The sequence below is a fragment of the Pantoea sp. NGS-ED-1003 genome (genome assembly GCF_000738765.1).
Taxonomy (GTDB): Bacteria; Pseudomonadota; Gammaproteobacteria; order Enterobacterales; family Enterobacteriaceae; genus Pantoea; species Pantoea septica.
Map to the genome: position 1 here is coordinate 13186 of NZ_JPQA01000002.1, position 25923 is coordinate 39108.

Here is a 25923-nt window from a genome sequence, read left to right on the forward strand (position 1 = left end):
CGCTCAGCGGCACAGGAGATGACAGATGAGTGAAGTAGATTATTCATCAGAGATTCTGCGTTGCTTCAGTTACAGCGCAGAGACCGGAGAAATATATCGCATGGTAACAAAGAGGAAGCGAGACACTCCTGGCCAAAGAGCGGAGACCACCTGTGGCACAGGCCATCTGCAAGTAAAGGTACTAGGCAGGAGGATACAGGCTCATAGGATGGCTTGGTTCCTTTTTTATGGAACTTGGCCGACCGGGGAAATCGACCACATTAACGGCGTAAAAACAGACAACCGAATTGAAAACCTTCGTGATTGCTCTAAGTCTGATAACCAATGCAACCGAGGAATGAACCGGAATAACTCATCTGGTTACAAAGGTGTTTATCTGCACAAGAAAAGCGGCAAATGGATGGCTCGCATTGGTAGGCAAGGGAAAAGCTACGGTCTTGGATATTTCTCAACTCCGCAAGAGGCTTACTCAGCCTACTGTGCGGCAGCATCAAATCTTCATGGTGAGTTCAAGGGGGTTTAAATGGAAAATATAGATGACCTGAAGCAGGAGATAGCCGCCCTGCGTCAAAAGCTGGACGCACTGGCGGCGGAGAATGCCATTCGCTCCGTAGCAAGGAAGTGCAGAGCTGAAATCATCAAGGCCATCGACGGCCGGCCCAAGTCTGAACACGACCGCATCATTACCCGCCTTCTCGACAAACACGCCAGAACAATTCAATGCCTCCCGCCCGGTACGTTTCCAGCAAAGCGCTGGTTGTCATTCTATGTGCGGCAGGTGGATAAGGAGATAAGCCAGTGAAAGTTACACAGAGCAATATTCAGCAGTTAGTTATCACTGAGGTCGCCTCACTCGATCCCGTCAAAGTAATGATTGAAAACATCAAGCCGGGCGTCGGCAACATCACTATTACCTGCTTCGGTAAATCATGGACGTCATACTGGGGCGGTATGTCTGACAGGACGATTCAAGAATTCTTCATCGACTGTAACGACTCATACTTGATTAACTGCCTTAGCCGAGGCATTCGTTCAACCATAGAAGGAGAAGATAACGAAGCCAATATTGCTTTCGTGAAAAAGGAAATTTTAAAGCTGCGCCGAGAGAACGAAATAGACCAATTTGAGGCCCGCGAATATTGGGATGAGGCTGATGGTGCGGATGACGTGAAAGACAGGGTTTGCAACTGGCACAGCCATTCATCTCTTCGTAAGGTGTTCGGAGATGAGCCCTGGCACGCCAACTGGCCTACCGTTCCCAATCCTGATTACGAATATCTCGAACGCATTGTTCAGGCAGTACGCGAAGCCATCAAGCAGACCTTAGCAGTTCCAGCCTAATCCCCCTTCCCCCTATTCACTATCGCGCTCTGCGTGAGGAGTTGTTATGTCTGACGAAGAGGTATTAGAGCTGGCGGCTAAGGCTGCAGGGCATCGTACATTCGGATTCGATGAGCAAGGAAGCATACTTATCGACCCTGTGGTTTACACGCCATGGAACCCCCTGAGAATGAACGTCGACGCCTTTCAACTGGCCAGACAGATGGATATGAGCATTCACTACGGCCCGAAGTTAATCCTTGTAACCGAGCCGGCTTGTGCATGCAGCTTTACGGTGGAGATAGATGACCCAAACATCATGAGCCTTACAAGAAAGGCTATCACGCACCTCGCCGCTAGCGTGGGCGAATGGCTGTGAGCACCATCCACGACATATCCCCCGGCGAGTTCCTCATATGGCTCGCCGTTTTTATTTGCTTAGCCGTGGCCTGGTACTGGCCGGATAAGGAGTAGATATGGAAAACGTAATTCAGCTGATGCCCAATAAATGGGTTTCCGAGGCCGTTCTTACCACAGTAACCGGCATGACCAAGCACATGATTCAGCACGCGCGCCGGTCAACCTGGCTTGAGGGGAAGGAGTATCGCCACGTGGCTCCCGACCTCTCGCCGAAAGAAAACAGCCCGATCATGTACTGCCTGCCAGAAATAAATAAATGGATTGAGAAACAGCGCCCGGCGATCCGCCGCCGCATTTCTGCTTAAATGGACTCCCTTTCAACAACGAGGAGCAGTGATGGCTAAATACCCCACAGGCGTAGAAAACCACGGAGGGTTTCTGCGCATATGGTTCATCTATAAAGGGAAGCGAGTCAGGGAGAGTCTGGGGTTGCCTGATACCCCAAAGAACAGGAAGGCAGCAGGAGAGCTGAGAGCCTCAGTTTGTTATCAGGTAAAGACCGGCAACTTCAGTTATCCGGATCAGTTTCCTGACTCCCCGAACGCCGGGAAATATGGCGTAAAGAGAAGACTGGTGACACTGGCAGAGCTGGCCAACAAATGGCTTTCAGTGAAGGAAATGGACCTTACCGCAAACGCACTCAGGCATTACAGGTCATATATCGGTTCGTGCCTGGATGTGATCGGTCATGAAAAGATGGCTGACTCGGTGACACAGGAAGACATACTGATTGCAAGAAAGGAGATGCTGACGGGGATACAGCGACCGCGAGGAAGAAACCCGGCACCGTCCGGAAGAGGCAGAACGGTGCCAACGGTGAATTCATACTTCGCCTGCCTGAAGGGAATGTTTTCGTTTGCCGCCGCAAATGGCTATGTGCAGAGAAACCCGATGGAGACTTTTGCACCGCTGAAAAAATCCAGACCCGACCCTGACCCGCTAACGCGTGATGAGTACGCAAGGGTGATTGCCGCCTCTCCCACCGAGCAGATGACAAATCTCATCATATTTGCCGTTAATACCGGCATGAGGCATGGCGAGATTATCTCTCTGGCATGGGAAGATATCGATACTGTGGACTGGACGGTGAAGATAGTGCGCGGGCAGTCGATGACGAATTACTTCAACCCGCCGAAAACAGACTCCGGCATCAGGACCATTCAGCTGACTGCCCCTGCCATTGAGGCGCTGAAGTCACAGATGGCGCTGACGAGAATGGGTCAACAGCATGAGGTAACAATTCATCTACGGCAGAAGGAGACGACGCGAACTGACCTGTGTACTTTCGTGTTCTCTCCGAGGATCACAACCCGCAACGGAGGAACAGCAGACTGGTACACATCAGGGACAATAAACGCTGCATGGCGAACGATGCTCAGGAAGGCAGGCGTCAGGATGAGGAAGTCATATGAAACGAGGCATACTTTTGCGTGCTGGGCACTTGCGGCAGGAGCCAACCCTAACTTTGTTGCTCACCAGATGGGCCACTCTTCGGCGCAGATGCTTTACAACGTTTACGGTAAATGGATGACCGAGAATAATCACGATCAGGTCGCTATCCTGAACGCTGATTTTTCACAAAATGCCCCACCCATGCCCCACAAGAAAACCGCTTAACCGCAACCCTCTGTATTTATTACAACTTTCTACGTCAATTCTGCTCGCTGTCGATGAACTGTATCGAGCTGGCGCGCAGCTTCGTCTATCTGGCCAACCAGGGCAAAACGGCCGATGGCGCGCAAATCATCACGCCGCGCCAGGCGAGACAGATTAACGCGCTGATGATCACCAGCGGCATGTATGACGGCGCGGGCGAGTTCGCATGGCGCGTCGGCATGCCGGCGAAGTCGGGCGTCGGCGGCGGCATTATCGCTGTCATTCCCAATAAAATGAGCATTGCGGTCTGGTCGCCAGGTCTGGACGCCATCGGCAACTCGCTGGCAGGCTCCGCCGCGCTGGAGCTGCTTAGCGATCGTCTTGGCAGCTCGGTTCTCTAGGGCATGCGCGGCGGACGTCAGGCTGTACACGTATACCCTAAGAATTTTTACAGAATTAGCCCCGCTGAGAACCGTAACGCGTTAAAATAGCGCCTGACGTTTACCAGCCAGTGATGTTTTCATGACCTTTTTCACCCCGTTGCAACAGCGACTCAGCGCCTGCCTGGCTATCCTGGCGGTGCTGCTGCTGTTCGTCGCGCCCGTGGTGTCGAAGGATCTGATGGCACGCCACGGCGGCGCGATGGCCGCCCCAGTGATGGCGATGTCGCACAGCGCCGATACCATGCCGATGATGCATCATATGGACGACGGCATGATGCCTTCCGGCCATATGATGTCGGGCGAAGAGGGCGTCGCCTGCGGCTACTGCGAGCTGCTGGTGCATGTGCCGCTGATGATCTGGGCTGCGGTTCCCCTTCTCTGGCTGATGATGCTAATTTCGCGCGCGCCGCCCTCGATGCTGCGCGCGGACCCGCCGCTGTGCCGACGCGAACGCCGCGTCTACCGGCCTCGCGCCCCGCCTTCCCGCTGCGTTTTTTAATCAGAATGCCTGCCATTCCGCCGTGTAAAGCGACGGAAGCGGGTTCGTCTTTAACTGAATAAAAATGGATGTGCTATGTCATCACTTCGGGAAACGGCGCCGCCGCGCGGCTCGTTATTCACTTTGCTGCGCCGCCTGCACTTTTACATCGGGCTGTTTATCGCGCCTTTTATTTTTATTGCGGCGCTGACCGGCACGCTGTATGTGCTGACGCCGCAGATTGAGAATGTTCTTTACGCTTCCGCGCTGACCACCGAGCCGCAGGGAACGGCGCAGCCGCTTTCGGCGCAGGTCGCGGCGGCGCGACGCCATATCGGCGAGGCGGCGCCTGTTTATGCGGTACGTCCGGCACCTGGCGCGCAGGAGACCACGCGCGTGCAGTTCAGCCAGAACGACCTTGGTCCGTCAGAATCGCGCTCGGTGTTTATCGATCCCTACACCTTGCAGGTCAAGGGCGATATGACGGTTTACGGCACCAGCGGCGTGCTGCCGCTGCGCATGTGGCTGGATCAGCTGCATCGCGGCCTGCTGCTGGGCGACGTCGGTCGAATTTACAGCGAGCTGGCCGCCTCCTGGCTGTGGGTCGCCGCGCTCGGCGGACTGGTGCTGTGGCTCGGCACGCGCCCGCGCAGAAAGATGAAAAAGCCCGTGTCGGGCTTCGCCTTCGCCCGCCACTGGCATGTAACGCTTGGCCTGGCGCTGGCGCTGGGTTTGCTCTTCTTCTCGGTGACTGGCCTCACCTGGTCGCAGTGGGCGGGCGGCAATATTGATAAAATGCGCAGCGAACTGGGCTGGATGACGCCGCAGGTGCGCACCGCGCTGGACGCCAGCGCGCCCGCCGCCAGCGCCGATCCCCATGCCGATCATCATGCTATGCCGCAGATGGACGGCATGGATATGAGCGGTATGGCGATGCCAGCGCAGCCGGCCAGAGCGGTAAATGCGCCGGACGCCGACTGGGACAGCGTGCTTAGCGCCGCGCGCCGCAGCGACATCCGCGCCGCGAAACTGGAGCTGCGCCAGCCGAAAGCAGAGGGCCAGGCCTGGACGGTAAGCGAGATCGACCGCAGCTGGCCGAGTCAGGTTGACGCCGTTTCGGTAGATCCCGCCACGTTCGCCATCGTCGACCGCGTGGAATTCGCGCATTTTCCGCTGGTGGCAAAGCTGACGCGCTGGGGCGTCGACGCCCACATGGGCGTGCTGTTCGGCTGGCCGAACCAGCTGCTGCTGGCCCTGTTCGGCCTGGGTCTGTGCGCCACCATCGCGCTCGGCTATCGCATGTGGTGGATCCGTCGCCCGGCGCTGCCCGCGCAGAATCCGGCGCAAACGCTCCTTGTCGCCTGGCTGGCGATGCCGCGCTATGCGCAGGCCGCCGCGCTGATCGTTGCGCTGGCGCTGGGCTGGGCGCTGCCGGTAATGGGGGGCAGCCTGCTGGCGTTTATCGCTATCGATCTGCTGCGCTGGCGCAAGGCGCAGCGCGCCGCCATGCCGCAGCCGGAAACGCCGCTGGAGCAGCAGTCCCCGCTGGGTATCGTGCGCGGACGCTTCGCTGCAAAGCAGAAAGAGATGCGTTATTTCCTGCGCAGCGTGGTGATTTTATGGCTGATTGTCGGCACGGTGATGGGCAAAGCCATTATCAGCGGCGTTATCGAGCAGTATCAGATCGCCTTTAGCGACTGGTCGCTGATGATGTACGTCACTCAGGCGTTAATGGTACTTCTCTATACCTCGGTCTTTACCGGTCTGATGTCGATTCCGCTGTGGTATTTCTTCCTCGGCGAGAGTGACGAACAGGGCAAATAAAGGCGTCTGCTGCCCGTCCCCGCGACGGGCAGCTTATTCAAAAAAGTTGAACTCTCTCAGCAAATCCTCCTCCTTCTCATCTTTCCCGATCGGTTTATCATCGCTTTATAAGCTCATAACGGGAGAAGATGATGAATGTTGTGCGTGCCCATCGCGGCCAGCTGTTTGAATATGGTCCCTTTACCATTCGCCGTCTGCGCCCGGGCGAACGCTTCGGGCCGCTGGCGATTGTCGATATGACGACGCTGAAACTCGGCGCGCGCATTCCGATGCACGAGCATGTGAACGACGACATCCTCAGCTACGTCTGGCGCGGCTCGGTGCAGCATACCGACCTGCAGGGCGAACGCACGCCGCTGTCGGCGAAACGGGTAATGGTGGTGAATGCGGGCGAAGGCCTGCGGCACGAAGAGTCCGCGCCGCTGATTGAAGCCGAAGTGCTGCAGGCGTTTATCCGTCCGGCGCGCGCCGGCGGCGAAGCGAAAACCCAGCTGCTGGAGCGCGCTGACGGTGTCGCCCATAACGCCTGGACGTGGCTGGCAGGGCCGGAAGGCAGCGCCGCGCCGTTGACGCTGCGTCAGGCGGTGCATATTTACGACGTGCGGCTGGAGCGCGGCAACACGCTAGAAGTACCCGCTCTTCCCGGCTTCGCGCCCTGGCTGGCGGTGCTGGACGGCGTGGTGAATCTGGAAGGGCAGCGCCTGCATAAAGGCGATGTGGCCGGCGACACCGAAGCGCTGCCGGCCGTAACCGCCGAGCGCGACGCCACGCTGATCTGCTTTCTGGTGGATGCGGAAGCGACCGGCGTGATGAGCGGAACCGTCAGTGGCAGTTAAAGCAAGGGAAGGTGAAAACCTTCCCTTTTCTTTATCCGTGGTGACGCGCGCGCTGTAGCGTATGCCGGAACTGGCGCACCTGCTCGCGCGACCAGCAGCGTTCTCTGAATGCCACGTTTTTTACCGGCTCGGGCAACGGCACCCCGTCCAGCGATCCGCGATTACAGTAGGCGCGCACCAGCCTCAGCGGAGAGACGCCCAGGTAGCGCGCGAATTCAGACAGGGTCATTAACTCACTTTTCATATACGTCTCCTTTTGCCAATGATTCTCTGCATCATCGAATCCTTTGACCGCGCGTTGTTTGATCTGGCGCATTGAAGGGGTGATTAAAATTTGAGCTAAGCGTAAAATTCATTTTTTTCCTGACTGGCGAAGCGGCAGATTTTCACCCAGGCTTGAGGCTCATCCTTCTGCGTGCGAGGCTGCGTGAAACCCTACTCTCTGCTGCTTATCTGCCTGCTTGTTCCCGGCCTGACCGCCGCGCACAGCGTGGAAACGGGCAAAACCCTTCCGCCAGTCTTTATCGCCAACGAGGGCGAACTGGTGATGCAACATGAGATGCTGGGCTATCAGCGCTGGAGCAGCCAGTCGCTGACCGGCAAAGTCCGTATGGTGATCCACGTTGCCGGACGGCTTTCGGCCAAAGAGCAAAACGCGCCGCTGATCGCCGCCATTCAGCAGGCGAACTTTCCGCGCAGCCGCTTTCAGACCACCACCATCGTTAATACAGACGATGCAATCCCCGGCAGCGCGATTTTCGTCGAGCGCAGCATCAAATCGAGCAAGCGCGACGCGCCCTGGCAGCATTTTGTTATCGACAGCAGCGGCGTGGCGCGAAACAGCTGGCAGCTGACGCCGCACGGCTCTACGGTCATTCTGCTGGACGCGCAGGGCGTGGTTCGCTTCGCGAAAGATGGCGCGCTCACGGCACAGGAGGTTAAAGAGGCCGTCGCTTTGCTTAACCAGATGCTGTCCGAAGGGCCTGCGCCTTCTGACGCCGCACTTAGTTCGTGAATAAAATTATTATTTTATTGCCACTTATCTCCGTTTCACCCGTCAGAGCGGCAATTCTCGTCTACGCTTTATTGCACCGCCGCGTCAAAACAAAACAACAATGTTCAGTTTACGGTGGTGCTAAAAATAACAGGATTCACTTTTTCTTAGATGGCTCCTTCTGCGCCACTTTGTTCATTTGCAATTACGACAGGCCGACGCTCACCTGCAAGTAAGGACTGCCATCATGACCATTTTTGCTGAAAGAGATCCTACCCTAATTTACAGCGATCCCCTGATGTTACTCGCCAGTATCGAACAGCGTCTCGATCGACTGCTGCCGGTAGAAAGCGAACGCGACTGCGTGGGACTCGCGATGCGCGAAGGGGCGCTGGCGCCGGGCAAACGCATCCGGCCGGTGCTGCTGATGCTGGCCGCGCACGACCTGGGCTACCGCGACGAACTCAGCGGCCTGCTCGATTTCGCCTGCGCCGTAGAGATGGTGCATGCCGCCTCGCTGATACTCGACGATATTCCCTGCATGGACGACGCCGAACTGCGGCGCGGCCGCCCGACCATCCATCGCCAGTTTGGCGAGCCGGTGGCGATTCTGGCCGCCGTCGCCTTACTGAGCCGCGCCTTTGGCGTTATCGCGATGGCGGACGGCATCAGCAGCCAGGCGAAAACCCAGGCTGTGGCGGAGCTTTCCCACTCCGTCGGCATTCAGGGGCTGGTGCAGGGACAGTTTCGCGATTTGACCGAAGGCGGCCAGCCGCGCAGCGCCGACGCGATTCAGCTCACTAACCATTTCAAAACCAGCGCGCTGTTCAGCGCGGCGATGCAGATGGCTTCGGTGGCCGCCGGCGCGCCGCTGGCATCGCGTGAAAAGCTGCACCGCTTTGCGCGGGATCTCGGTCAGGCTTTCCAGCTGCTGGACGACCTGACCGACGGTCAGAGCGACACTGGAAAAGACGCTCATCAGGATGTGGGGAAATCGACGCTGGTCAACATGCTGGGCAGCAAAGCGGTGGAGAAGCGGCTGCGCGACCATCTGCGCCGCGCCGATCGCCATCTGGCTTCCGCCTGCGACAGCGGTTACGCCACCCGGCATTTCGTGCAGGCCTGGTTCGACAAAAAACTCGCTATGGTCGGCTGACCGCGCGTTTCCCGTCTGAGTATATGGAGCAGCAATGAAGGACACGGACCTGACGAAACGCAAAAACGATCATCTGGACATTGTTCTGCGTAACACCACGCCTGCGTCGGGCAGCTTCGCCCGCTGGCACTTCACGCACTGCGCGCTGCCGGAGCTGCACCTGGATCAGATCGATCTGCGCACCCGGCTGTTCAATCGCCCCATGCAGGCGCCTTTTCTGATTAGCTCAATGACCGGCGGCGCGGCGCGCGCCCTCTCTATTAATCACCATCTCGCCGAAGCGGCCCAGGCGCTTGGCCTGGCGCTGGGCGTCGGTTCACAGCGCGTGGCGCTCGAAAGCGACAACAATTTCGGCCTGACGCGCGACCTGCGCCGGATCGCCCCCGATATTCCGCTGCTGGCGAATCTGGGCGCCGCGCAGATTCTCGGCGAGCAGGGCCGCAGGCTGGCGCAGAACGCGGTAAACATGATTGAAGCGGATGCGCTGATCGTCCATCTTAATCCGCTGCAGGAAGCGCTGCAGCGCGGCGGCGACCGCGACTGGCGCGGCGTGCTGCAGGCGATTGCGCAGCTGGTTAAAACGCTCGACGTGCCGGTCATCGTGAAAGAGGTCGGCGCGGGCATCTCGCCCGAGGTTGCGCAGCGGCTTGCCGAGGCGGGCGTCAGCATGATCGACATCGCAGGCGCGGGCGGCACCAGCTGGGCGGCGGTAGAAGGCGAACGCGCCAGCACGCCGCAGCAGCGCGCGGTGGCGATGGCCTTCGCCGACTGGGGCATTCCCACCGATGAAGCGTTGCGCGCCGTGCGCCACAGGCTGCCCGCCATGCCGCTTATCGCCTCCGGCGGCATTCGCGACGGCATCGATGCGGCGAAAGCGCTGCGTCTGGGCGCGGACGTGGTCGGCCAGGCGGCGGCGGTGCTTAGCAGCGCTCTGCACTCCGCCGACGCGGTAGTGACGCATTTTGAGACGCTGATCGAACAGCTGCGCGTCGCCTGTTTTTGCACCGGCAGCGCCAACCTGCGCCAGCTGCGCCTCGCGCCGCTGCGGCGCGCGGGAGAAAACGAATGAGCCATTTCGCGGTTATCGCCCCGCCCTTTTACAGTCACGTGCGCGCGCTTCAGGCGCTGGCGCAGAGGTTAATCGCGCGCGGCCATCGAATTACCTTTATTCAGCAGGCGGAGGTCGCCGCGCTGCTCAGCGATGCGGCCGTCGGCTTTCACGCCATCGGCCTGGCGTCGCATCCTGCCGGCACGCTCGATCGTACGCTGCAGCTGGCGGCCCATCCTGGGGGATTAGGCATTCTGCGCCTGATCCGCGATATGGCCAGCAGCACCGATATGCTGTGCCGGGAGCTACCGGATGCGCTGCGGGCGCTGGCGGTAGACGGCGTTATTGTCGATCAGATGGCGCCAGCAGGCGGACTGGTGGCGGAGGCGCTGCAGTTGCCATTCGTTTCGGTCGCCTGCGCGCTGCCTGTAAACCGCGAAGCGCATTTTCCGTTGCCGGTGATGCCCTTTTTGTGGGGCACCAGCAGCGCCGCGCGCGAGCGCTTCGCCTCCAGCGAAAAAATTTACGACTGGCTGATGCGCAGCCACGATCGCGTGCTGGCGCGTCATGCCGACTCTTTCGGCCTTGCGGACCGCCGTCAGTCGCATCAGTGTCTGTCACCGCTGGCGCAAATCAGCCAGCTGCCGCACGCACTCGACTTTCCGCGCGGCGAACTGCCCGCACATTTCCACGCCACCGGCCCGCTGCGCGAACCGGCGACCTCCGCAGCAGCGCCGCTGTTCGGCAATGGCGGCCAGCCGCGCATTTTCGCCTCCCTCGGCACCTTGCAGGGCGGCCGCTATGGGCTGTTTAAAACTCTGGCGAAAGCCTGTCGTGAACTGCAGGCGGAGTTGCTGATCGCCCACTGCGGCGGCCTGAGCGATTTCCAGGCGCGAAAACTGCTGCGCGCCGGCGCCGCCCAGGTCACGGATTTCGTCGACCAGCGCGCCGCGCTGGCGCAGGCGGACGTGGCCATTACCCACGGCGGTCTGAATACGGTGCTGGACGCCGTTGCGCAAAGCACGCCGCTGCTGGCGATTCCGCTGGCGTTCGATCAGCCCGGCATCGCCGCGCGTCTGGCGCACCATGGCCTGGGGATACGCGCGTCGCGCTTCTCCACCAGCCATCAGATTGCGCGACGCCTGCGTCGCCTGCTGGACGATCGGGCGATTAAACAGCGCATGTCGCGCCTGCAGCCGCAGCTGGCGACCTGCGGCGGCGCCGAGCGCGCAGCCGATATTACCGAACGCGCGCTGCTGTCGCGCCAGCCGGTGCGTGCGGAGAAGTGCTATGACATCGCAGTATGATCTGCTGCTGCTCGGCGCCGGGCTGGCGAACGGACTGCTGGCGCTGCGGCTTAAACAGCAGCAGCCCAGTCTGCGCGTACTGGTGCTTGAAGCCGACGCCCGCGCGGGCGGCAACCATACCTGGTGCTTCCACCAAGAGGATCTCAGCGTCTCGCAGCATCAGTGGATCGCGCCGCTGGTGGCGCACCGCTGGCCGCACTACGAAGTGCGCTTTCCTCAGCTGACGCGCCAGCTCGACAGCGGCTATTTCTGCATAACTTCCGCCCGTTTTGATGAGGTGCTGCGCGCGACGCTCGGCGACGCGCTGCGGCTTAACCAGACCATCGCCTGCAGCGGGCCTGACCACGTTCAGCTCGCCAGTGGCGAAGTGCTGCGCGCGCGCGCCGTGATCGATGGCCGCGGCTATCAGCCCGACGCCGCTCTGCAGATCGGCTTTCAGGCTTTTCTCGGTCAGGAGTGGACCCTGAGCCAGCCGCATCGGCTTGAAGGTCCGATTCTGATGGATGCCGCCGTCGACCAGCAGGGCGGCTATCGCTTCGTCTATACCCTGCCGCTCTCGCCGACGCGTCTGCTGATCGAGGATACTCACTATATCGACGACGCCTCGCTGGCGGCGGCGCAGGCGCGGCAGAATATCTGCGACTACGCCGCGCGTCAGGGCTGGCAGCTGGAGACGCTGATGCGCGAAGAGCGCGGCGCGCTGCCGATTACCCTGGCGGGCGACTTCGACCGCTTCTGGCACCAGCGGCCGCCCAGCGTCGGCCTGCGCGCCGGGCTTTTCCACCCTACGACCGGCTATTCACTGCCGCTGGCGGCGGCGCTGGCGGATGCACTCGCCACAGAGGCCGATTTCTCCCCTGAGGCGCTCGCGCCGCGTATCCACCGCTTCGCGCAGGCAGCATGGCGGCAGCAGGGCTTCTTTCGCATGCTCAACCGCATGCTGTTTCTGGCGGCCGACGGGGATCAGCGCTGGCGCGTGATGCAGCGCTTTTACGGGCTGCCTGAGGGGCTGATCGCCCGGTTTTACGCCGGACGGCTTACGCTGGCCGACCGCGCGCGCATTCTTAGCGGCAAGCCGCCCGTCCCGGTACTGGCGGCGCTGCAGGCTATTCTCACTCACCCTTCTGGACGAAGAGCATCACGATGAAGCACACCACGGTAATTGGCGCAGGATTTGGCGGACTGGCGCTGGCGATTCGCCTGCAGGCGGCGGGTGTTCCAACGCGGCTGCTGGAGCAGCGCGATAAGCCGGGCGGCCGCGCTTATGTTTATCAGGATCAGGGCTTTACCTTTGATGCAGGCCCAACAGTGATTACCGATCCTTCCGCCATCGAAGAGCTGTTCGCCCTGGCGGGCAAATCGATGAGCGATTATGTCGAGCTGCTGCCGGTGACGCCCTTCTACCGGCTCTGCTGGGAGTCGGGCGAGGTATTTAACTACGACAACGACCAGGCGCGGCTGGAGGCGGAGATCCGCAAATTCAATCCAGACGACGTGGCGGGCTATCAGCGCTTCCTGGACTATTCGCGCGCCGTGTTCGCCGAAGGCTACCTTAAGCTCGGCACCGTTCCCTTTCTGTCGTTCCGCGATATGCTGCGCGCCGCGCCGCAGCTTGCGCGCCTGCAGGCCTGGCGCAGCGTCTATAGCAAGGTAGCGAGCTTTATCGAAGATGATAAGCTGCGTCAGGCGTTCTCTTTTCATTCGCTGCTGGTCGGCGGCAATCCCTTCGCCACCTCGTCGATCTATACCCTGATCCATGCGCTCGAGCGCGAATGGGGCGTCTGGTTTCCGCGCGGCGGCACCGGCGCGCTGGTGCAGGGCATGCTGAAGCTGTTTCAGGATTTAGGCGGCACGCTGGAGCTGAACGCCCGCGTCAGGCATATAGAGGCGAAAGACGCCGCGATTTCCGCCGTGCATCTGGAGGATGGCCGGGTATTCGAGACCCGTGCGGTCGCCTCCAACGCCGATGTGGTGCATACCTACGGCGATCTGCTCGGCAAACATCCCGCCGCCGCCGCGCAGGCCAAAAAGCTGAAGGGCAAGCGCATGAGCAATTCGCTGTTCGTGCTCTATTTCGGCCTGAACCACCATCACGATCAGCTGGCGCACCACACCGTCTGCTTTGGCCCGCGCTACCGCGAGCTGATTGACGAGATCTTCAACCGCGACGGACTGGCAGAAGATTTTTCTCTCTATCTTCACGCGCCCTGCGTCACCGATCCTTCGCTGGCGCCGCCGGGATGCGGCAGCTACTACGTGCTGGCACCGGTGCCCCACCTCGGCACCGCCGATCTGGACTGGAATGTTGAGGGGCCGCGCCTGCGCGATCGTATTTTCGCCTATCTGGAAGAGCACTATATGCCCGGCTTGCGCAGCCAGCTGGTGACTCATCGCATCTTTACGCCGTTCGATTTTCGCGACGAGCTTAACGCCTATCAGGGCTCCGCCTTTTCCGTCGAGCCGATTTTGCGTCAGAGCGCCTGGTTCCGGCCGCATAACCGCGACAGTCATATTCGCAATCTCTATCTGGTCGGCGCAGGCACGCATCCAGGTGCGGGCATTCCCGGCGTGATCGGTTCTGCCAAAGCCACCGCAAGCCTGATGCTGGAGGATCTGCATGAATAATCCGACGCTGCTGCACCATGCCGTGGAGACGATGGAGGTGGGCTCGAAGAGTTTTGCTACCGCCTCGAAGCTGTTTGACGCCAAAACGCGCCGCAGCGTATTGATGCTCTACGCCTGGTGCCGGCACTGCGACGACGTGATCGACGACCAGCAGCTTGGCTTTCCCGGCGAGATCCCTTCGGCGCAGACGCCCCAGCAGCGCCTGGCGAATCTGGAGTGCAAAACCCGGCAGGCCTATGCGGGCGCGCAAATGCACGAACCAGCGTTCGCCGCCTTTCAGGAGGTGGCGCTCGGCCACGGCATTTCCCCCGCTTACGCCTTTGACCATCTGGAAGGGTTCGCCATGGACGTGCGCGGCGCGCGCTATGAAACGCTGCAGGATACGTTGCGCTACTGCTACCACGTCGCGGGCGTAGTCGGGCTGATGATGGCGCAAATCATGGGGGTGCGCGACGAGGCGGTGCTGGATCGCGCCTGCGATCTCGGCATCGCTTTTCAGCTGACCAATATTGCGCGCGATATCGTCGAGGATGCGCGCGTCGGCCGCTGCTATTTGCCGGAAAGCTGGCTGGAAGAGGCCGGTCTCGATCGACTTCACTTTGCCGATCGCGCGCATCGATCGATGCTGGCGGGACTGGCGCGGCGGCTGGTAAGCGAAGCGGAGCCCTATTACGCTTCCGCTTCAGCAGGCCTGGCTGGGCTGCCGCTGCGCTCCGCCTGGGCGATCGCCACGGCGAAAGAGGTCTATCGCCGCATTGGCGTTAAGGTTTACGGCGCGGGCGAAACCGCCTGGGATCGCCGCCAGTCCACCAGCAAACAGGAGAAGCTCCTGCTGCTGGCGGCGGGTGCGGCGCAGGCGATCAGGTCTCGGGCGGCCGCTTCGCCGCCGCGTCCGGCCGAGCTTTGGCAGCGTCCGCGTTAGGCTGACGACCGTGGCGCTGGCGTAGCGTCGCCTGTATTTTCGCCAGCGGCGGCGCATAGAGGAAGCCGAAGGAAACGCAGTCTTCCCGCCCGCGCACCGCATGGTGCATACGATGCGCCATATAGAGTCGCTTAAAGTAGCCGCGACGCGGTATGTACTTAAAGGGCCAGCGCTGATGCACCAGCCCGTCATGCACAATAAAATAGAGCAGGCCGTAAAGCGTCATGCCTGCGCCTATCCACTGTAGCGGCCAGACGCCGCGACTGCCCAGGTAGATCAAGAGAATCGCCAGCCCGGCGAACACCACGGCATACAGGTCGTTGACCTCAAACCAGCCGCTATGCGGCTCATGATGCGATCGGTGCCAGCCCCACCCCCAGCCGTGCATAATATATTTGTGCGACAGCGCGGCGGTAATCTCCATCGCTACGACGGTCAGTAATACGATTCCAGCGTTCCACAACCACAGCATATCTTCTCCCGTCAGTGCATCCTGCCAGCCAGCTCAGGCTGGCTATCATCTGCTGCGGCACCCCGCAGGCGAACAGTAAGTTTAGGCTATGGCCTGTAATTCGCCGCAGGGTTTAAACAGGTAACAGCTCTCCTGATTGAAAGAAGAGACATTAATCCAGCCTGTTAGCACAAAAGGCAATGGCGCAAGCGGTCCGCGCTGCCGTAGACTGCGGCAGCAAAAAACAAAACAGGGATAACAACGACATGAAGCTGTTCTATAAAGCGGGCGCCTGCTCGCTGACGACCCACATCGTTCTGCACGAAACCGGATTGCCGCATACCTCCGTTGCCGTGGATTTAAAAACCAAACGTACCGCGGAAGGCGACGATTTTCTGGCGATCAACAGCAAAGGTTATGTGCCGGCATTGCAGCTCGACAACGGCCACGTGCTGACCGAGGGCGCCGTTATTGCCCAGTATCTGGCGGATTTGAAGCCGGAAAGCCATTTGCTGGCGACAGGCGGCGAAGCGCGCTATGCGGTGCTGGAGTGGATGAACTTTATTTCCACCGAGCTGCACAAAGGCATTGGAGCGTTTTTCAACCCGGCTATGACGCCGGAATGGAAGACGGCTGCGACGGCGACGCTGACCAAACGTCTGGACTGGCTGGCGGAAGCGCTGGGGGATAACCGCTATTTATACGCTGACCACTTCACCATTGCCGATGCCTATCTGTTCAACGTACTGAGCTGGTTCCGCGTGGTTGATTTCAGCCTGGATCGCTGGCCGGCGATGCAGCGCTTTGCTGCGACTCATGCGCAGCGTCCGTCAGTGATCGCCGCGATGAAATCGGAAGGCCTGATGTAATAAAACAGCGCGCCCGAGAGCGCGCTGTTCGATCAGAAGTCCGCTTTCAGCACGATGCGGTAGTGCGCCTTGCCAGCGCGCAGGTGATCGAGAGCGTCGTTAATTTTCGACATCGGGAAATATTCCACGGTCGGCGCGACATCCGCACGCGACGCCAGACGAAGCAGCGAGCGCAGCTGGCCCGGCGAACCGGTAGAAGAGCCCGTCACGCCGCGATCGCCGAGGATCAGGTTGAACGCCTGCACCTCGAACGGCTTCATCACCGCCCCAACGGTGTGGAAACGACCATTGGCTGCCAGCGCCTGAAAATAGGGCTGCCAGTCAAGATCCACCGCGACGGTGCTGATGATCAGGTCGAACTGACCGGCCAGCTTGTTCAGCGCCTCAGGATCGCGGCTGTTGACGACGTAGTCCGCGCCCATCTGCTTAATGGTTTCAGTTTTGGAAGGCGACGAACTGAAGGCCGTGACTTCCGCGCCCAGCGCGCGCAGCAGTTTAATTGCCATATGCCCAAGACCACCGATGCCGATCACGCCTACGCGGCTGGTGGCGGTAATGTTATGCATCAGCAGCGGTTTAAAGACGGTGATGCCGCCGCACAGCAGCGGACCGGCGGTCGCCGCGTCCAGATTTTCCGGCAGCGGAATAACCCATTGCCAGTTGGCGCGTAAATGGCTGGCGAAGCCGCCATGGTTGCTGATGGTGGGAACGTTATTGTTGACGCAGTTAACCTGCTCGCCGTTGATGCAGGCGTCGCAATATTGACAGCTTTTCGCCGTCCAGCCGATGCCGACGCGCTGGCCCATGCTCAGGCCTTTATTTTTAGCGCTGTCGCCCAGCGCAACCACGCGGCCAATCACTTCATGACCGGCGATCAGCGGATAGGCCGAGATGCCCCACTCGTTGTCGATCATCGAGAGATCGGAGTGGCACACGCCGCAGTAATCGACTTCAACTTCGACATCTTCCGCGGCCAGCGGGCCGGGATCGTACTCATAGGGTTGAAGCGCTTCTCCAGCCTTCATGGCCGCGTAACTTTTAAATTTCATGCTTTTCCTCGCTAAGGTAGTGAATGCGCTTAAGGCATTTTGGCGCTGAAGCTGTCCGCAACCGTCACGAACTGCCCGCCGCCAAGATGATGCAAAGTGTGAAGCGCGCGGTTTTCGGCGCTGAAATGCCAGCGACCGTCATAAAAGACTCGACTGTCAGCTGCCGCTGCCACTACTTCGCCGAACAAAGTGTCGTAGTTTTGCTGCGCCTCAGTTGCCGGCAGCAGCCGACACTCCAGCCAGGCGACGCAGCTCTCTTCCAGCAGCGGCACGCCCAGCTCAGGACCCTTGATGGCCTGAATATCCCAGGCGGCGAATTTATCTTCATCGCGCCCCGATCGATTGCCGACGGCATAGGTCAGATCGGCGAAGGCGGCAGCCGGCACGCAGACGCCAAAGGCGCCGCTCGACTCAATCAGCTCACGCGACCAGGTCGCCTTATCCACCACGATCGCCACGCGCGGCGGCGTAAACTCCACCGGCGTCGACCAGGCGGCGGCCATAACGTTGCGGCGCTGAGTCTGCGGATGCTGGCTGGTAATCAGAATGGTAGGACCGTGATTGAGCAGACGGCTGGCGTGCTGAAGCGCCACCGGACGGAAATGCGACATAGCGGTTCCTTACTGAATTGACGCACGCTGCTTTGTACATCATAAATTACTGTAAACGTTTTACTTTACGCGTTTTCGCCAGCAGCGGTTTACCGCTGCGTGCCGAGCCGTTTTTATAATAGATCGTGATTCAACGGTGTGCGAAAAGCGTGGCGGGCTGCGCTCATCAGCTGTGCGGCCGTAACGGTGGGCGGCAGTCGCGTCAGCACTTTGCTCGCCTGCCAGTAGCACAACACCATCACCTCATCGGTTTCGCTTTCGGCCAGCTCTTTCAGCCGTGCGCGCAGCGTCGGAACGTTGAGCGTTTGCTGCTCGTCCAGCATCTCTTCGATGGTCTTGATAATGACGTCATGGATAGTTTTCCAGGAAAGATTAGTAAGCAAAATCAACCTCTTCTAGCGCTTTCCGGCTCCGGAACAGTTATAACTTTTACCGCGCGGGTGACACCTGCGCGGGCGAGATAATGTTAACATGGCATTAACTATAGCTGCATCGTCGGGCTTTCGGCGACTTTTACACAGCGGGATTATCACCGTGGAAGCGTTTTCAAAAAAGCGGCTGGTTTAGCTGTAAAAGCGGGTTTTTGATGCCTGATTAGAGCACCGTTGTAACGTGCTGAGACAGGGCAATTTTTTGAATGGCAGAGGTTTTAGATTTAACAGGAGAGAAAAAATGAGCAGAGACAAATTTGCGGCTGATGCGCTGGTGTGGGGCCAGGGACCACGCGTTTTCGAGATTTTTCTGGAACCAACATGCCCTTTTTCCGTACGCGCCTTCAATAAGCTTGATGCGCTGCTGGAATATGTCGGCGAAAAAGAGATGACGTTGAAAATCCGCCTGCAGTCACAGCCGTGGCATCTCTTTTCAGGGCTGATTGTGCGCTATATTCTGGCGGCCTCGACTCTACCCGACGGGAAACATGCCGCCAAAGCGGTGATGAAAGCGGTAGCCGATCACCGCGAAGAGTTCGAGTTTGTCGATCACTGTCGCGGCCCCAATATGCACACAACGCCTGAAGAAATAATCGACCGCCTTAAGCGCTACAGCGGCGTCGACGCTCGCGCCCCATTCGACCGCGCAGAGCTGCAAAACGAGATCAAGTGGCACTGCAAATATGCGCGTCAGAATGGCGTGCACGTTTCACCGACTTTTATGATCAACGGGTTAATTCAACCGGAGATGGGCAGTGGCGATGAGATTAGCGAGTGGGCAAAGCGTCTGATGGCATAGAAAGCATCGCCTGCGGAGAGCGCAGGCGATATGGATTACTGGTCGGTGTCGTCATCTTCGTAAGCAGGTATTTCCGCATCATCCGGCAGCGGTTCAGTATCGGGACGTTCAGACATAACAAAGCTCCTTCGGGCGGCTATGAAAAACCTGACATATCGCTGCAACAACGCTAAATTCAGACGCCTTCTGACCAAAAAAGCGCAGACTAGACGAATCCGCATTTAACATGTTGAGTTAACCTGCGGCAACTGCTGAGCAATCATGCGGTTAGCGAAGCAGAAAGCAAAACGCAGCGTGCGGCGAATTTTCGGTAACATCTGGCAATATAATAAACTACTGAAAATTGCGGCAATGCCGATAGATTGATGCGTGCAGACGGGGAGGTTGGCAGCGAGCCAACACCAGGGCAACCGCGTTGACTTCCCCGCTGCAGCTGTTCAGGTTCGGCCTGACGACTGCTCGCCAGGCTGAACAGAACCTTATGGACGTTTCAGCAGAGGATCGACTTTATCCTTTTCTTCAACGCCTGATACGCCGCTTCTCTCAACGATATCGTCATCTGCGCCGGTGGTTCCGGTAGTGTTAAAAGCGCCGGCAGGTTTTGCCGTAGCGCTGCCGGTACCTGTCAGAGGGGCATCCGCAGCGAGATGGCTGTCTGCATGATCGATGTCCACTTCCTGGCGACGAACAGAATCTGTGACGTTTTCAACGCGCTCGCTCTGGTCTGTGCGTACCACCACTTCTTCCTTGATGTGCGCGGTTTTGTTGATAACCGGCTGCTCATGCGTTTCCGCTACTTCGATGGTTTTATCTTCCCAGTCAACATTATCCGTCGCGGCCAGATCGTTGGTTGAACGGCGGAAGATATCCGCATGCTGCTCCTGCAGAGAGATATTTTCTGAAACCTGATCGGTCACGGTATAGCGACGGACGCGCGTGGTCCCCTCGCTGACCAGACGTTTGCCGACTTCCAGACGCTCTTCAGCCAGGCGCAGCACTTCTTCTACGCTTTCATCGCCGGTAAGCGAAGTGCGAACCGGCTGCGTCAGACCGCTGTCGGCAACGCTGTTGACGCCAGTCGCGCTCTGCGCAGTCGAAACGGTATAGCCGTCATCCTGCGACAGGCTGTTGCCGGCCGGCAGTTCGCCGGTGTCATGCGCATCCAGAATACTGTAGGCGCGCGGCAGCTTATCCTCTTCAGCGCGCAACGTCAGCACGACGCTGCCTGAGTTAATTGCATCTTCATACACGCCGCTCTGCTCTTCATCCAGCGTGCTGCCGAACAGACGCTGCCAGAAGCCTGGATGACGGGCTTCGTGTCCTTCCGATTTCAGACGCTCGCCAGAAATCACATCAATATCATGCTCGGCGAAACCCGCCTTGATCAGGCTACGCTTAGCCCCTTCAGCCTGAGCCAGGGTACTGAACATTGTTACGATTTTTTCGTGTGCCATGATTTCCTCCTGCGTGATGATGGCTTAGGTGTCGTCTTTTTTCCGGTTAATCTCGACATGCTGTTTACGTAGTGAAACGGTCTCTTCCCAGGGAACCTCTTCATGCGTTCGCCGGATATGCAACTCCTCTTTCAAAACCAGCCTGCGAATGATTTCAACTTCCTCTTCTACAACCGGAACGATAAGGACGCCTTCCTCTTCCCTGATATCCGGCATAGACGCGATGCGCTCATTTTTCGGCACATGCGTCACCTCGACGTTTTCCCGGCGCAACAGTAGACTTACTGGCTCGTTATGCGTGGAAGTCTGGCGTTTGACAGTGACATATCCATCCAGTACTTCTTCTCGCGATACGCTCAGCTTTTCTTCAGCCAGATGCAGTATTTCCTCTTCTGCATTTGGATGTTCGTCGTTGTTTGAAGAAGAAGCCATATTTCACCCTTAATGAAATGCCCGGTTGAAATAAACACCCTGATATAATCAAATCAAAAGCATTTACAACTAATGAAACTTAAGTCTGAATCAAAACCCAGCCGTTGCAAGCCAAACGGTAAAAAAAAAGAAAATTAAAACAAAGACGAGAACGCAGCTAAAAAATCAGACATTAACCAAACAATAATTTATCCTTTGCGAGCAAGGACTTATTGTAATTTCGTTGTTTTATTGCGCGCGCTGTTAATTCAGGATAATTCCTACCAGCAAAAATTTTAAATTTAGCTACGTCACCTGAACATTATTATTAACGCGCTGATATGCATTGTTTTTATATTGCCTTTAAATAAAAAATCGCATAAACATGTAAAAATATGTTAGCGAGTGAATAATTACGACACCAGGCATGCAAAAGCGTTATTACGGGGATTAAATCGCCAGCGCGACTCGTTTCAAGCCAGCTGAAAAGTGGTTTTTTGGCGCGAGGGCAACATGGTAAAGGAGGATGGGGTAGGCTCTGCCGCGACGCACGCGGCAGAGCGAGGTTGTTATTTCCCTTCAAAGAAGTTTTCAGGCAACTGTCCCGGCGCGCGGTCAATAACGCTGTCGTTATCGGGCCCTTCATTTTTCATATAGGTAACTTCGGCAAATTCGGGAATGATGACATAGGGATAGGCTGGGCCTTCATCTCTGAAACGATGCATATCTTCGATAAACTCATTCTGATAGCAGATGGTTTTTTCAGGATGCTGACCTTCTCCGGCGATCCACTGTGGGAAAAAAATGGTGCCATGCAGCAGTTTGCGGTTCAAGTCAAACAGCAGGCTGACGCAGGTGCCGGTCGGTTCATGCCAGTCCACCTTAAATATACCAGGGGCAAACTGCACGGCATTCATCTTCTGATTAGTCACCCAGCGCCCACCAACCAGGCCCTGATGGATACGGTAGTCGCAGGTAGTTTCATTACGCGCGTACCACTCATACTTCCAGCCGTTATCGTAGGTATAGACAAAATGCGTACCGACAAACTGCGATAGATCGCGTGATGACTCGTTAAGCGAAGCGATAGTCATGGCTTACCTCATGTTATCAGTAAGGAGGGCTCCGGCCTGTTGCGCAGAGCCGCATTCTCTTTTGAGACCGGCCGTTAATATTTTGCCGGTTCACTTATTATTGATGAGGATCCATTATTCACCACTTCAGCAGCGATTTAAGATGCGCCGCGGCTTCAGGCAGCTGGCGCAGGGCTTTTAGCCTCACGTTTATGTCGGGAAAAGGCAAAAAATGAGGCGCAGCGGCGCAGGATGCAAGAGGCAAAAAGCGGCCATTTTATATTTTACTGTTTTTTCCACTGCGATTAAAATATGAACAATGATGGAAGCATCATCACGCTTTTTTCATCAGTGCTAATTATAAAATATGGATTTAACTCATAGCCATCTTCGTCAAATATAGCCAGACAGAAATCTGCCGTTACATCATGTATATATTTATCACATTAAAAATTCGTTGCTAAATTAAGCATAAACGCTTTTTTACCCCGCACTGAGAAACCATAACGCGCAGGATATGATCGTAATCAACGCCTTTCGACACCTCTCTTACTACCCTTCATTAATGTTTTACTAACGTAACTAATAAAATGATAACGCTGCGAAAAATTAACGGTTTTGAATTAGAGCGAGATATCGGCGAACTTAATCAGGCAATCGCTCAACATTATATCTGGTCCAGTCAACTAACCACGACGGCGCTGTTCCATGACAGCCCCGATCCAGAGGTAATGGACACCGAATCACATCTGCACTGCCGGTTCAGTAAATGGCTGGCCATTCGTTTGCGGCTGAAGAATTTTGAAGATCCAGCGGTTAAACAAATTGAAGAGCGCCACGCGGCTATCCACGCCTCTATGCGCGAACTGCTGTTGGCAATGCAGCAAGGCACCTTAACGCGCGCGCAGCTACAGGACTATTACGCGGACCAGCGGGCCTTCCTCGACGCCATCGATCGTTATAAAACCGAGCTGATCGCGCTACGGAATAACCACGATGCGTTGACGGGGCTGCCGCTCAGAAAACTGCTTTATCGCGATTTCCCCTTACTGCAGCAGGCTGTTGGTCGTAATGAAGCGCCTTCGCTCTATCTGACCCTGATTGATATTGACCACTTTAAACAGGTCAACGACAAATATGGCCATACGACCGGCGATGCGGTGCTGAGAGAACTTGGCAGCTTACTCTCCATGAATAGTCGCAGCCAGGACAAAACCTACCGCTTTGGTGGCGAAGAATTTATTCTGCTGCATGTTTGCGACAGCGATGCGGCCTTTAACGCCACGCTGGAGCGACTTATGGCGCAGATTCGCGCGCATAATTTCATTACGCCGACCGGCACGCTGCAGATCACGGTAACCTGTGGCGCCGTGCATGCAGACAGCGATGAGGCGTTACAGACGCTGATCGAAAAGGCCGACCGGGCAATGTATCTGGGCAAACAGCAGGGCCGCGATCGCATTATCTTTTGTCCGCATGAAAACCAGGCGCCGAGCCACGCTGGCGAAGCGATCTGCTGGTAAGCGAAACCTAAACCCTTCCTCAACGCAGCGCGACTTTCCGCCTCGCGCTGCCGCCTTTTCTCTCTTACCGCACGGCTGACGCTTGTCTGGCTGACGCGACCTCACGATAATCGCTATCTACTTTACTTTATAACGAGAGTGCAGATGAAAAAGCTCAGGCTTATCGCGTTGATAAGCGCCCTATTATGCAGCGTTTCCGCCATGGCGACCGATATTCGCGTCACCTACGCTGGTTCAATGGGCAAGGTAATGGATGAGAGTTTAGGCCCGGCATTCGCCAAAGCGAACCACGGCAGCTATCAGGGACAGGGTCAGGGCGCCTATGGCATGGCGCGACTGCTGGCGAGCAAAAAAATCACCGCTGACGTTTTTGTCTCAATTACGCCTGGTCCGATGCAGATCCTGAAAGAGGCGGGCCTGATCGATAACGCCGTGCCGGTCGCCAGCACCAGCATGGTGATCGCCTATAGCCTAAAAGGCCCCTATGCGCAGCAGTTCGCCGCCGCCGCGAAGGCAGGCAATGCCAGCTGGCTTAAGCTGCTGGCGACGCCCGGCCTGAAGTTTGGCCGTACCGATCCGGTTAACGATCCTAAAGGGCAGAATATTGTCTTCTCCCTGCTGCTGGCGGAGAAGTATTACGGCAAGCCTGGCGCAGCTGACAGCATCATGGGCGGTGTGCAGAATCCGGCGCAGACTCATCTTGAAGGCGGTTTGCTGGCACGGCTTGAGAGCGGCCAGGTCGACGCCGCGGCCGGTTATGAAAGCGAAGTCATCTCTGCGCATCTGCCCTATGTCGCGCTGCCGGACGAGATTAATCTGAGCAATCCGGCACAGGCTAAAAAGTGGTACGACACCGTTAGCTTTACGATCAAAGACAGCAAAGGCGAGGAGAAAACCCTGCACACCCAGCCGCTGGTCTACTACGCGGCGGTGCTGAAAAATGCGCCCCACGGTGCGAAAGCGGGACAGGCCTTCGTCGATTTTATGCTGAGCAAAGCGGGTCAGGCGCTCTACCAGCAGAATGGCTACGCCGCGCCTAAAGGCGACGCGCTCTACCCGTGATAAAGCGTCGCCCCTCTTCGGCACTCTGGTTATCGCTGCCCGCGCTTGCGCTGCTGGCGGTGCCTTTCCTGACGCTGATCGCCCTGACTCGCTGGCGCCATTTTCATCTTGCCTGGGGCGACGGCAACGCTATCGCGATCTCGACCGGGCTGGGAATGATATCGCTGCTGCTGATCGTTACCACCGGCCTGCCCGTCGCCTGGTGGCTGTCGCAGGCGCGCGGCAAGGCGCGGACGGTGGTGGAGATACTGGTGTTGATCCCGCTGCTGACGCCGCCGCTGGCGATGGGCATTCTGCTGGTCAGCGCCTATGGACCCTACGGACCGGCAGGCTCGCTGCTGGCGCGCATGGGCGTTGAGCTGGTTAACAATCCGGCCGCCTTTGTGCTGGCGCAGTGGTACGGCGCGCTGCCCTGGTTTATTACGGCGGCGCGGTCGGCCTTTGCCGCCGTGCCCGTCGCCATCCTGGAGGCGGGCCGCACGCTGGGGGCGTCGCCGTGGCAGCGTTTTCGCCGTCTGTCACTGCCGCTCGCCGCGCCGGGTCTCGCGACGGCGGTAGCGCTCGCCTGGGTGCGCGCTATCGGCGAATTCGGCATCGTGATGATTTTTGCCTATTTCCCGCAGGGCATTCCGGTTAAGCTCTACAACAATTTGCAGAATGACGGCGTGGATGCGGTTTATGTGCTGCTGTGGCTGCTGCTGTTGTTTACCTTACCTTTGCCGCTGGCCTGCTTTGCCTTTGTGCGTCGTTACGCACGCGAAAAAGAGCCGCGGCGCACCCGATCGGGAGTGATCTGATGTCCGTTTCGCTGGAGCAGTTGATCGAGAAGTACCCAGAGGCGCACGCATGGGCGTTCGGCGACTCGGCCGAGTTGGCCGATCGTCTCGTTACGCTGGTGATTGCCGGTAAAAAGATGGCGAGCTGCGGCTCGCTGCACGGCTGGCAGGATGACGAATCAAAGCCTGAGCCTGGCGGCTACAGCATTATCCTCGACGGCGCGGGGCAGCCGCGCTGCGTCATCCGCACCACCGGCCTCTTTTTGACCCGCTTCGACCGCGTGACGCCGGAGATGGCAATGCTGGAAGGCGAAGACGATCTTAGTCTGGAGAGCTGGCGCCGCGAGCATCAGCGCTTTTTCCAGAACGAAGGCACCTTTCACCCCGAGATGGAGCTGGTGTTCGAGACCTTCCAGCTGGTTGAGGTGGTGTAGTTCAGCCTACA

Annotated in this window: 30 protein-coding genes and 1 pseudogene; 23 read left to right on the plus strand and 8 right to left on the minus strand. The window is 58.0% G+C overall.

The window, feature by feature from the left end; translation table 11 throughout:
- Positions 1–25 precede the first annotated feature (25 nt).
- The 10 genes and pseudogenes from JS46_RS03500 (at position 26) to JS46_RS03545 (ending at position 6917) form a co-directional block, all read left to right on the plus strand.
- Positions 26–523, plus strand: a complete 498-nt coding sequence (locus JS46_RS03500; protein WP_033748137.1) for an HNH endonuclease — start codon at positions 26–28, stop codon at positions 521–523.
- Positions 524–802 carry a hypothetical protein gene (locus tag JS46_RS03505; protein WP_235212959.1) on the plus strand — a complete coding sequence of 93 codons (279 nt, stop codon included), beginning with the start codon at positions 524–526 and terminating at the stop codon, positions 800–802.
- The gene (locus tag JS46_RS03510; RefSeq protein WP_033748139.1) at positions 799–1341 is read left to right on the plus strand and encodes a hypothetical protein; all 543 of its coding nucleotides are present in this window, start codon (positions 799–801) and stop codon (positions 1339–1341) included. The genes JS46_RS03505 and JS46_RS03510 overlap by 4 nt, the downstream gene beginning before the upstream one ends.
- Positions 1342–1387: 46 nt before the next feature.
- Positions 1388–1699, plus strand: coding sequence for a hypothetical protein (locus tag JS46_RS03515; RefSeq protein WP_033748141.1), 312 nt, complete (start codon positions 1388–1390; stop codon positions 1697–1699).
- 97 nt (positions 1700–1796) lie between these two features.
- Positions 1797–2045, plus strand: a complete 249-nt coding sequence (gene xisR / locus JS46_RS03520; protein WP_033748144.1) for an excisionase family protein — start codon at positions 1797–1799, stop codon at positions 2043–2045.
- Between the two features lie 31 nt (positions 2046–2076).
- Positions 2077–3357, plus strand: a complete 1281-nt coding sequence (locus tag JS46_RS03525) for a site-specific integrase (RefSeq protein WP_033748146.1) — start codon at positions 2077–2079, stop codon at positions 3355–3357.
- 38 nt (positions 3358–3395) lie between these two features.
- Positions 3396–3737 (plus strand): annotated as a pseudogene (locus tag JS46_RS03530) (glutaminase); the annotation flags it as partial.
- Between the two features lie 121 nt (positions 3738–3858).
- Positions 3859–4278, plus strand: a complete 420-nt coding sequence (locus JS46_RS03535; protein ID WP_033748149.1) for a DUF2946 domain-containing protein — start codon at positions 3859–3861, stop codon at positions 4276–4278.
- A 75-nt stretch (positions 4279–4353) separates the two neighbouring features.
- On the plus strand, positions 4354–6081 hold the full coding sequence (locus tag JS46_RS03540; RefSeq protein WP_033748151.1) for a DUF2534 family protein: 1728 nt from the start codon (positions 4354–4356) through the stop codon (positions 6079–6081).
- A gap of 131 nt (positions 6082–6212) precedes the next feature.
- Positions 6213–6917 (plus strand): pirin family protein, encoded by a 705-nt coding sequence (locus JS46_RS03545; protein ID WP_033748153.1) that lies wholly within the window; start codon positions 6213–6215, stop codon positions 6915–6917.
- 31 nt (positions 6918–6948) lie between these two features.
- Here JS46_RS03545 and JS46_RS03550 read toward each other — a convergent pair whose 3' ends face one another.
- Positions 6949–7161, minus strand: coding sequence for a hypothetical protein (locus JS46_RS03550; RefSeq protein ID WP_033748157.1), 213 nt, complete (start codon positions 7159–7161; stop codon positions 6949–6951).
- A 183-nt stretch (positions 7162–7344) separates the two neighbouring features.
- Between JS46_RS03550 and JS46_RS03555 the strand changes: the two genes are divergently transcribed.
- From JS46_RS03555 to crtB, 7 genes are all read left to right on the plus strand, one after another.
- Complete coding sequence (locus tag JS46_RS03555; protein WP_033748160.1) at positions 7345–7932, plus strand: YtfJ family protein; 588 nt, start codon at positions 7345–7347, stop codon at positions 7930–7932.
- Positions 7933–8209: 277 nt separating this feature from the next.
- A complete protein-coding gene (locus tag JS46_RS03560) occupies positions 8210–9067 on the plus strand; it encodes a polyprenyl synthetase family protein (RefSeq protein WP_051905585.1) in 858 nt (285 codons plus the stop codon).
- 34 nt (positions 9068–9101) lie between these two features.
- A complete protein-coding gene (gene fni / locus JS46_RS03565; protein WP_033748165.1) occupies positions 9102–10136 on the plus strand; it encodes a type 2 isopentenyl-diphosphate Delta-isomerase in 1035 nt (344 codons plus the stop codon).
- Positions 10133–11422, plus strand: coding sequence for a glycosyltransferase (locus tag JS46_RS03570; RefSeq protein ID WP_033748169.1), 1290 nt, complete (start codon positions 10133–10135; stop codon positions 11420–11422). The genes fni and JS46_RS03570 overlap by 4 nt, the downstream gene beginning before the upstream one ends.
- Positions 11406–12569: a lycopene beta-cyclase CrtY gene (crtY, locus tag JS46_RS03575; protein WP_033748171.1), complete on the plus strand. Its 1164-nt coding sequence runs from the start codon at positions 11406–11408 to the stop codon at positions 12567–12569. The genes JS46_RS03570 and crtY overlap by 17 nt, the downstream gene beginning before the upstream one ends.
- Positions 12566–14047: a phytoene desaturase gene (locus JS46_RS03580; protein WP_033748173.1), complete on the plus strand. Its 1482-nt coding sequence runs from the start codon at positions 12566–12568 to the stop codon at positions 14045–14047. Before crtY ends, JS46_RS03580 begins: the two co-directional genes overlap by 4 nt.
- A complete protein-coding gene (gene crtB, locus JS46_RS03585; protein WP_033748174.1) occupies positions 14040–14969 on the plus strand; it encodes a 15-cis-phytoene synthase CrtB in 930 nt (309 codons plus the stop codon). Before JS46_RS03580 ends, crtB begins: the two co-directional genes overlap by 8 nt.
- On the opposite strand, the gene JS46_RS03590 is transcribed toward crtB, so the two are convergent.
- Positions 14908–15441: a sterol desaturase family protein gene (locus tag JS46_RS03590; protein ID WP_033748178.1), complete on the minus strand. Its 534-nt coding sequence runs from the start codon at positions 15439–15441 to the stop codon at positions 14908–14910. The two genes, crtB and JS46_RS03590, sit on opposite strands and share 62 nt — an antisense overlap.
- Before the next feature lie 245 nt (positions 15442–15686).
- Between JS46_RS03590 and gstA the strand changes: the two genes are divergently transcribed.
- On the plus strand, positions 15687–16289 hold the full coding sequence (gene gstA / locus JS46_RS03595; RefSeq protein ID WP_033749043.1) for a glutathione transferase GstA: 603 nt from the start codon (positions 15687–15689) through the stop codon (positions 16287–16289).
- A gap of 32 nt (positions 16290–16321) precedes the next feature.
- Here gstA and JS46_RS03600 read toward each other — a convergent pair whose 3' ends face one another.
- The 3 genes from JS46_RS03600 to JS46_RS03610 all read right to left on the minus strand — a co-directional run bounded on the left by JS46_RS03600 (position 16322) and on the right by JS46_RS03610 (position 18332).
- Complete coding sequence (locus tag JS46_RS03600; protein ID WP_033748181.1) at positions 16322–17338, minus strand: NAD(P)-dependent alcohol dehydrogenase; 1017 nt, start codon at positions 17336–17338, stop codon at positions 16322–16324.
- A gap of 29 nt (positions 17339–17367) precedes the next feature.
- Positions 17368–17949: a flavin reductase family protein gene (locus JS46_RS03605; RefSeq protein WP_033748183.1), complete on the minus strand. Its 582-nt coding sequence runs from the start codon at positions 17947–17949 to the stop codon at positions 17368–17370.
- A 113-nt stretch (positions 17950–18062) separates the two neighbouring features.
- A complete protein-coding gene (locus JS46_RS03610) occupies positions 18063–18332 on the minus strand; it encodes a hypothetical protein (RefSeq protein WP_033749046.1) in 270 nt (89 codons plus the stop codon).
- Positions 18333–18621: 289 nt separating this feature from the next.
- Between JS46_RS03610 and JS46_RS03615 the strand changes: the two genes are divergently transcribed.
- Entirely contained in the window at positions 18622–19179 is a 558-nt protein-coding gene (locus JS46_RS03615) for a thioredoxin (protein ID WP_033748184.1), read from the plus strand.
- A 479-nt stretch (positions 19180–19658) separates the two neighbouring features.
- Here JS46_RS03615 and JS46_RS03620 read toward each other — a convergent pair whose 3' ends face one another.
- From JS46_RS03620 to JS46_RS03630, 3 genes are all read right to left on the minus strand, one after another.
- A complete protein-coding gene (locus JS46_RS03620; RefSeq protein ID WP_033748186.1) occupies positions 19659–20633 on the minus strand; it encodes a YsnF/AvaK domain-containing protein in 975 nt (324 codons plus the stop codon).
- A 24-nt stretch (positions 20634–20657) separates the two neighbouring features.
- A complete protein-coding gene (locus JS46_RS24520) occupies positions 20658–21065 on the minus strand; it encodes a DUF2382 domain-containing protein (RefSeq protein WP_033748188.1) in 408 nt (135 codons plus the stop codon).
- Between the two features lie 548 nt (positions 21066–21613).
- A complete protein-coding gene (locus JS46_RS03630) occupies positions 21614–22138 on the minus strand; it encodes a phenolic acid decarboxylase (protein ID WP_033748190.1) in 525 nt (174 codons plus the stop codon).
- Positions 22139–22707: 569 nt separating this feature from the next.
- Between JS46_RS03630 and JS46_RS03635 the strand changes: the two genes are divergently transcribed.
- From JS46_RS03635 to JS46_RS03650, 4 genes are all read left to right on the plus strand, one after another.
- Complete coding sequence (locus JS46_RS03635; protein WP_072010386.1) at positions 22708–23640, plus strand: diguanylate cyclase; 933 nt, start codon at positions 22708–22710, stop codon at positions 23638–23640.
- 144 nt (positions 23641–23784) lie between these two features.
- Positions 23785–24702 carry an extracellular solute-binding protein gene (locus JS46_RS03640; protein ID WP_033748194.1) on the plus strand — a complete coding sequence of 306 codons (918 nt, stop codon included), beginning with the start codon at positions 23785–23787 and terminating at the stop codon, positions 24700–24702.
- Complete coding sequence (locus JS46_RS03645) at positions 24702–25499, plus strand: molybdenum ABC transporter permease (RefSeq protein WP_033749047.1); 798 nt, start codon at positions 24702–24704, stop codon at positions 25497–25499. The genes JS46_RS03640 and JS46_RS03645 overlap by 1 nt, the downstream gene beginning before the upstream one ends.
- Positions 25499–25912, plus strand: a complete 414-nt coding sequence (locus JS46_RS03650; RefSeq protein WP_033748197.1) for an ASCH domain-containing protein — start codon at positions 25499–25501, stop codon at positions 25910–25912. The genes JS46_RS03645 and JS46_RS03650 overlap by 1 nt, the downstream gene beginning before the upstream one ends.
- Positions 25913–25923 lie beyond the last annotated feature (11 nt).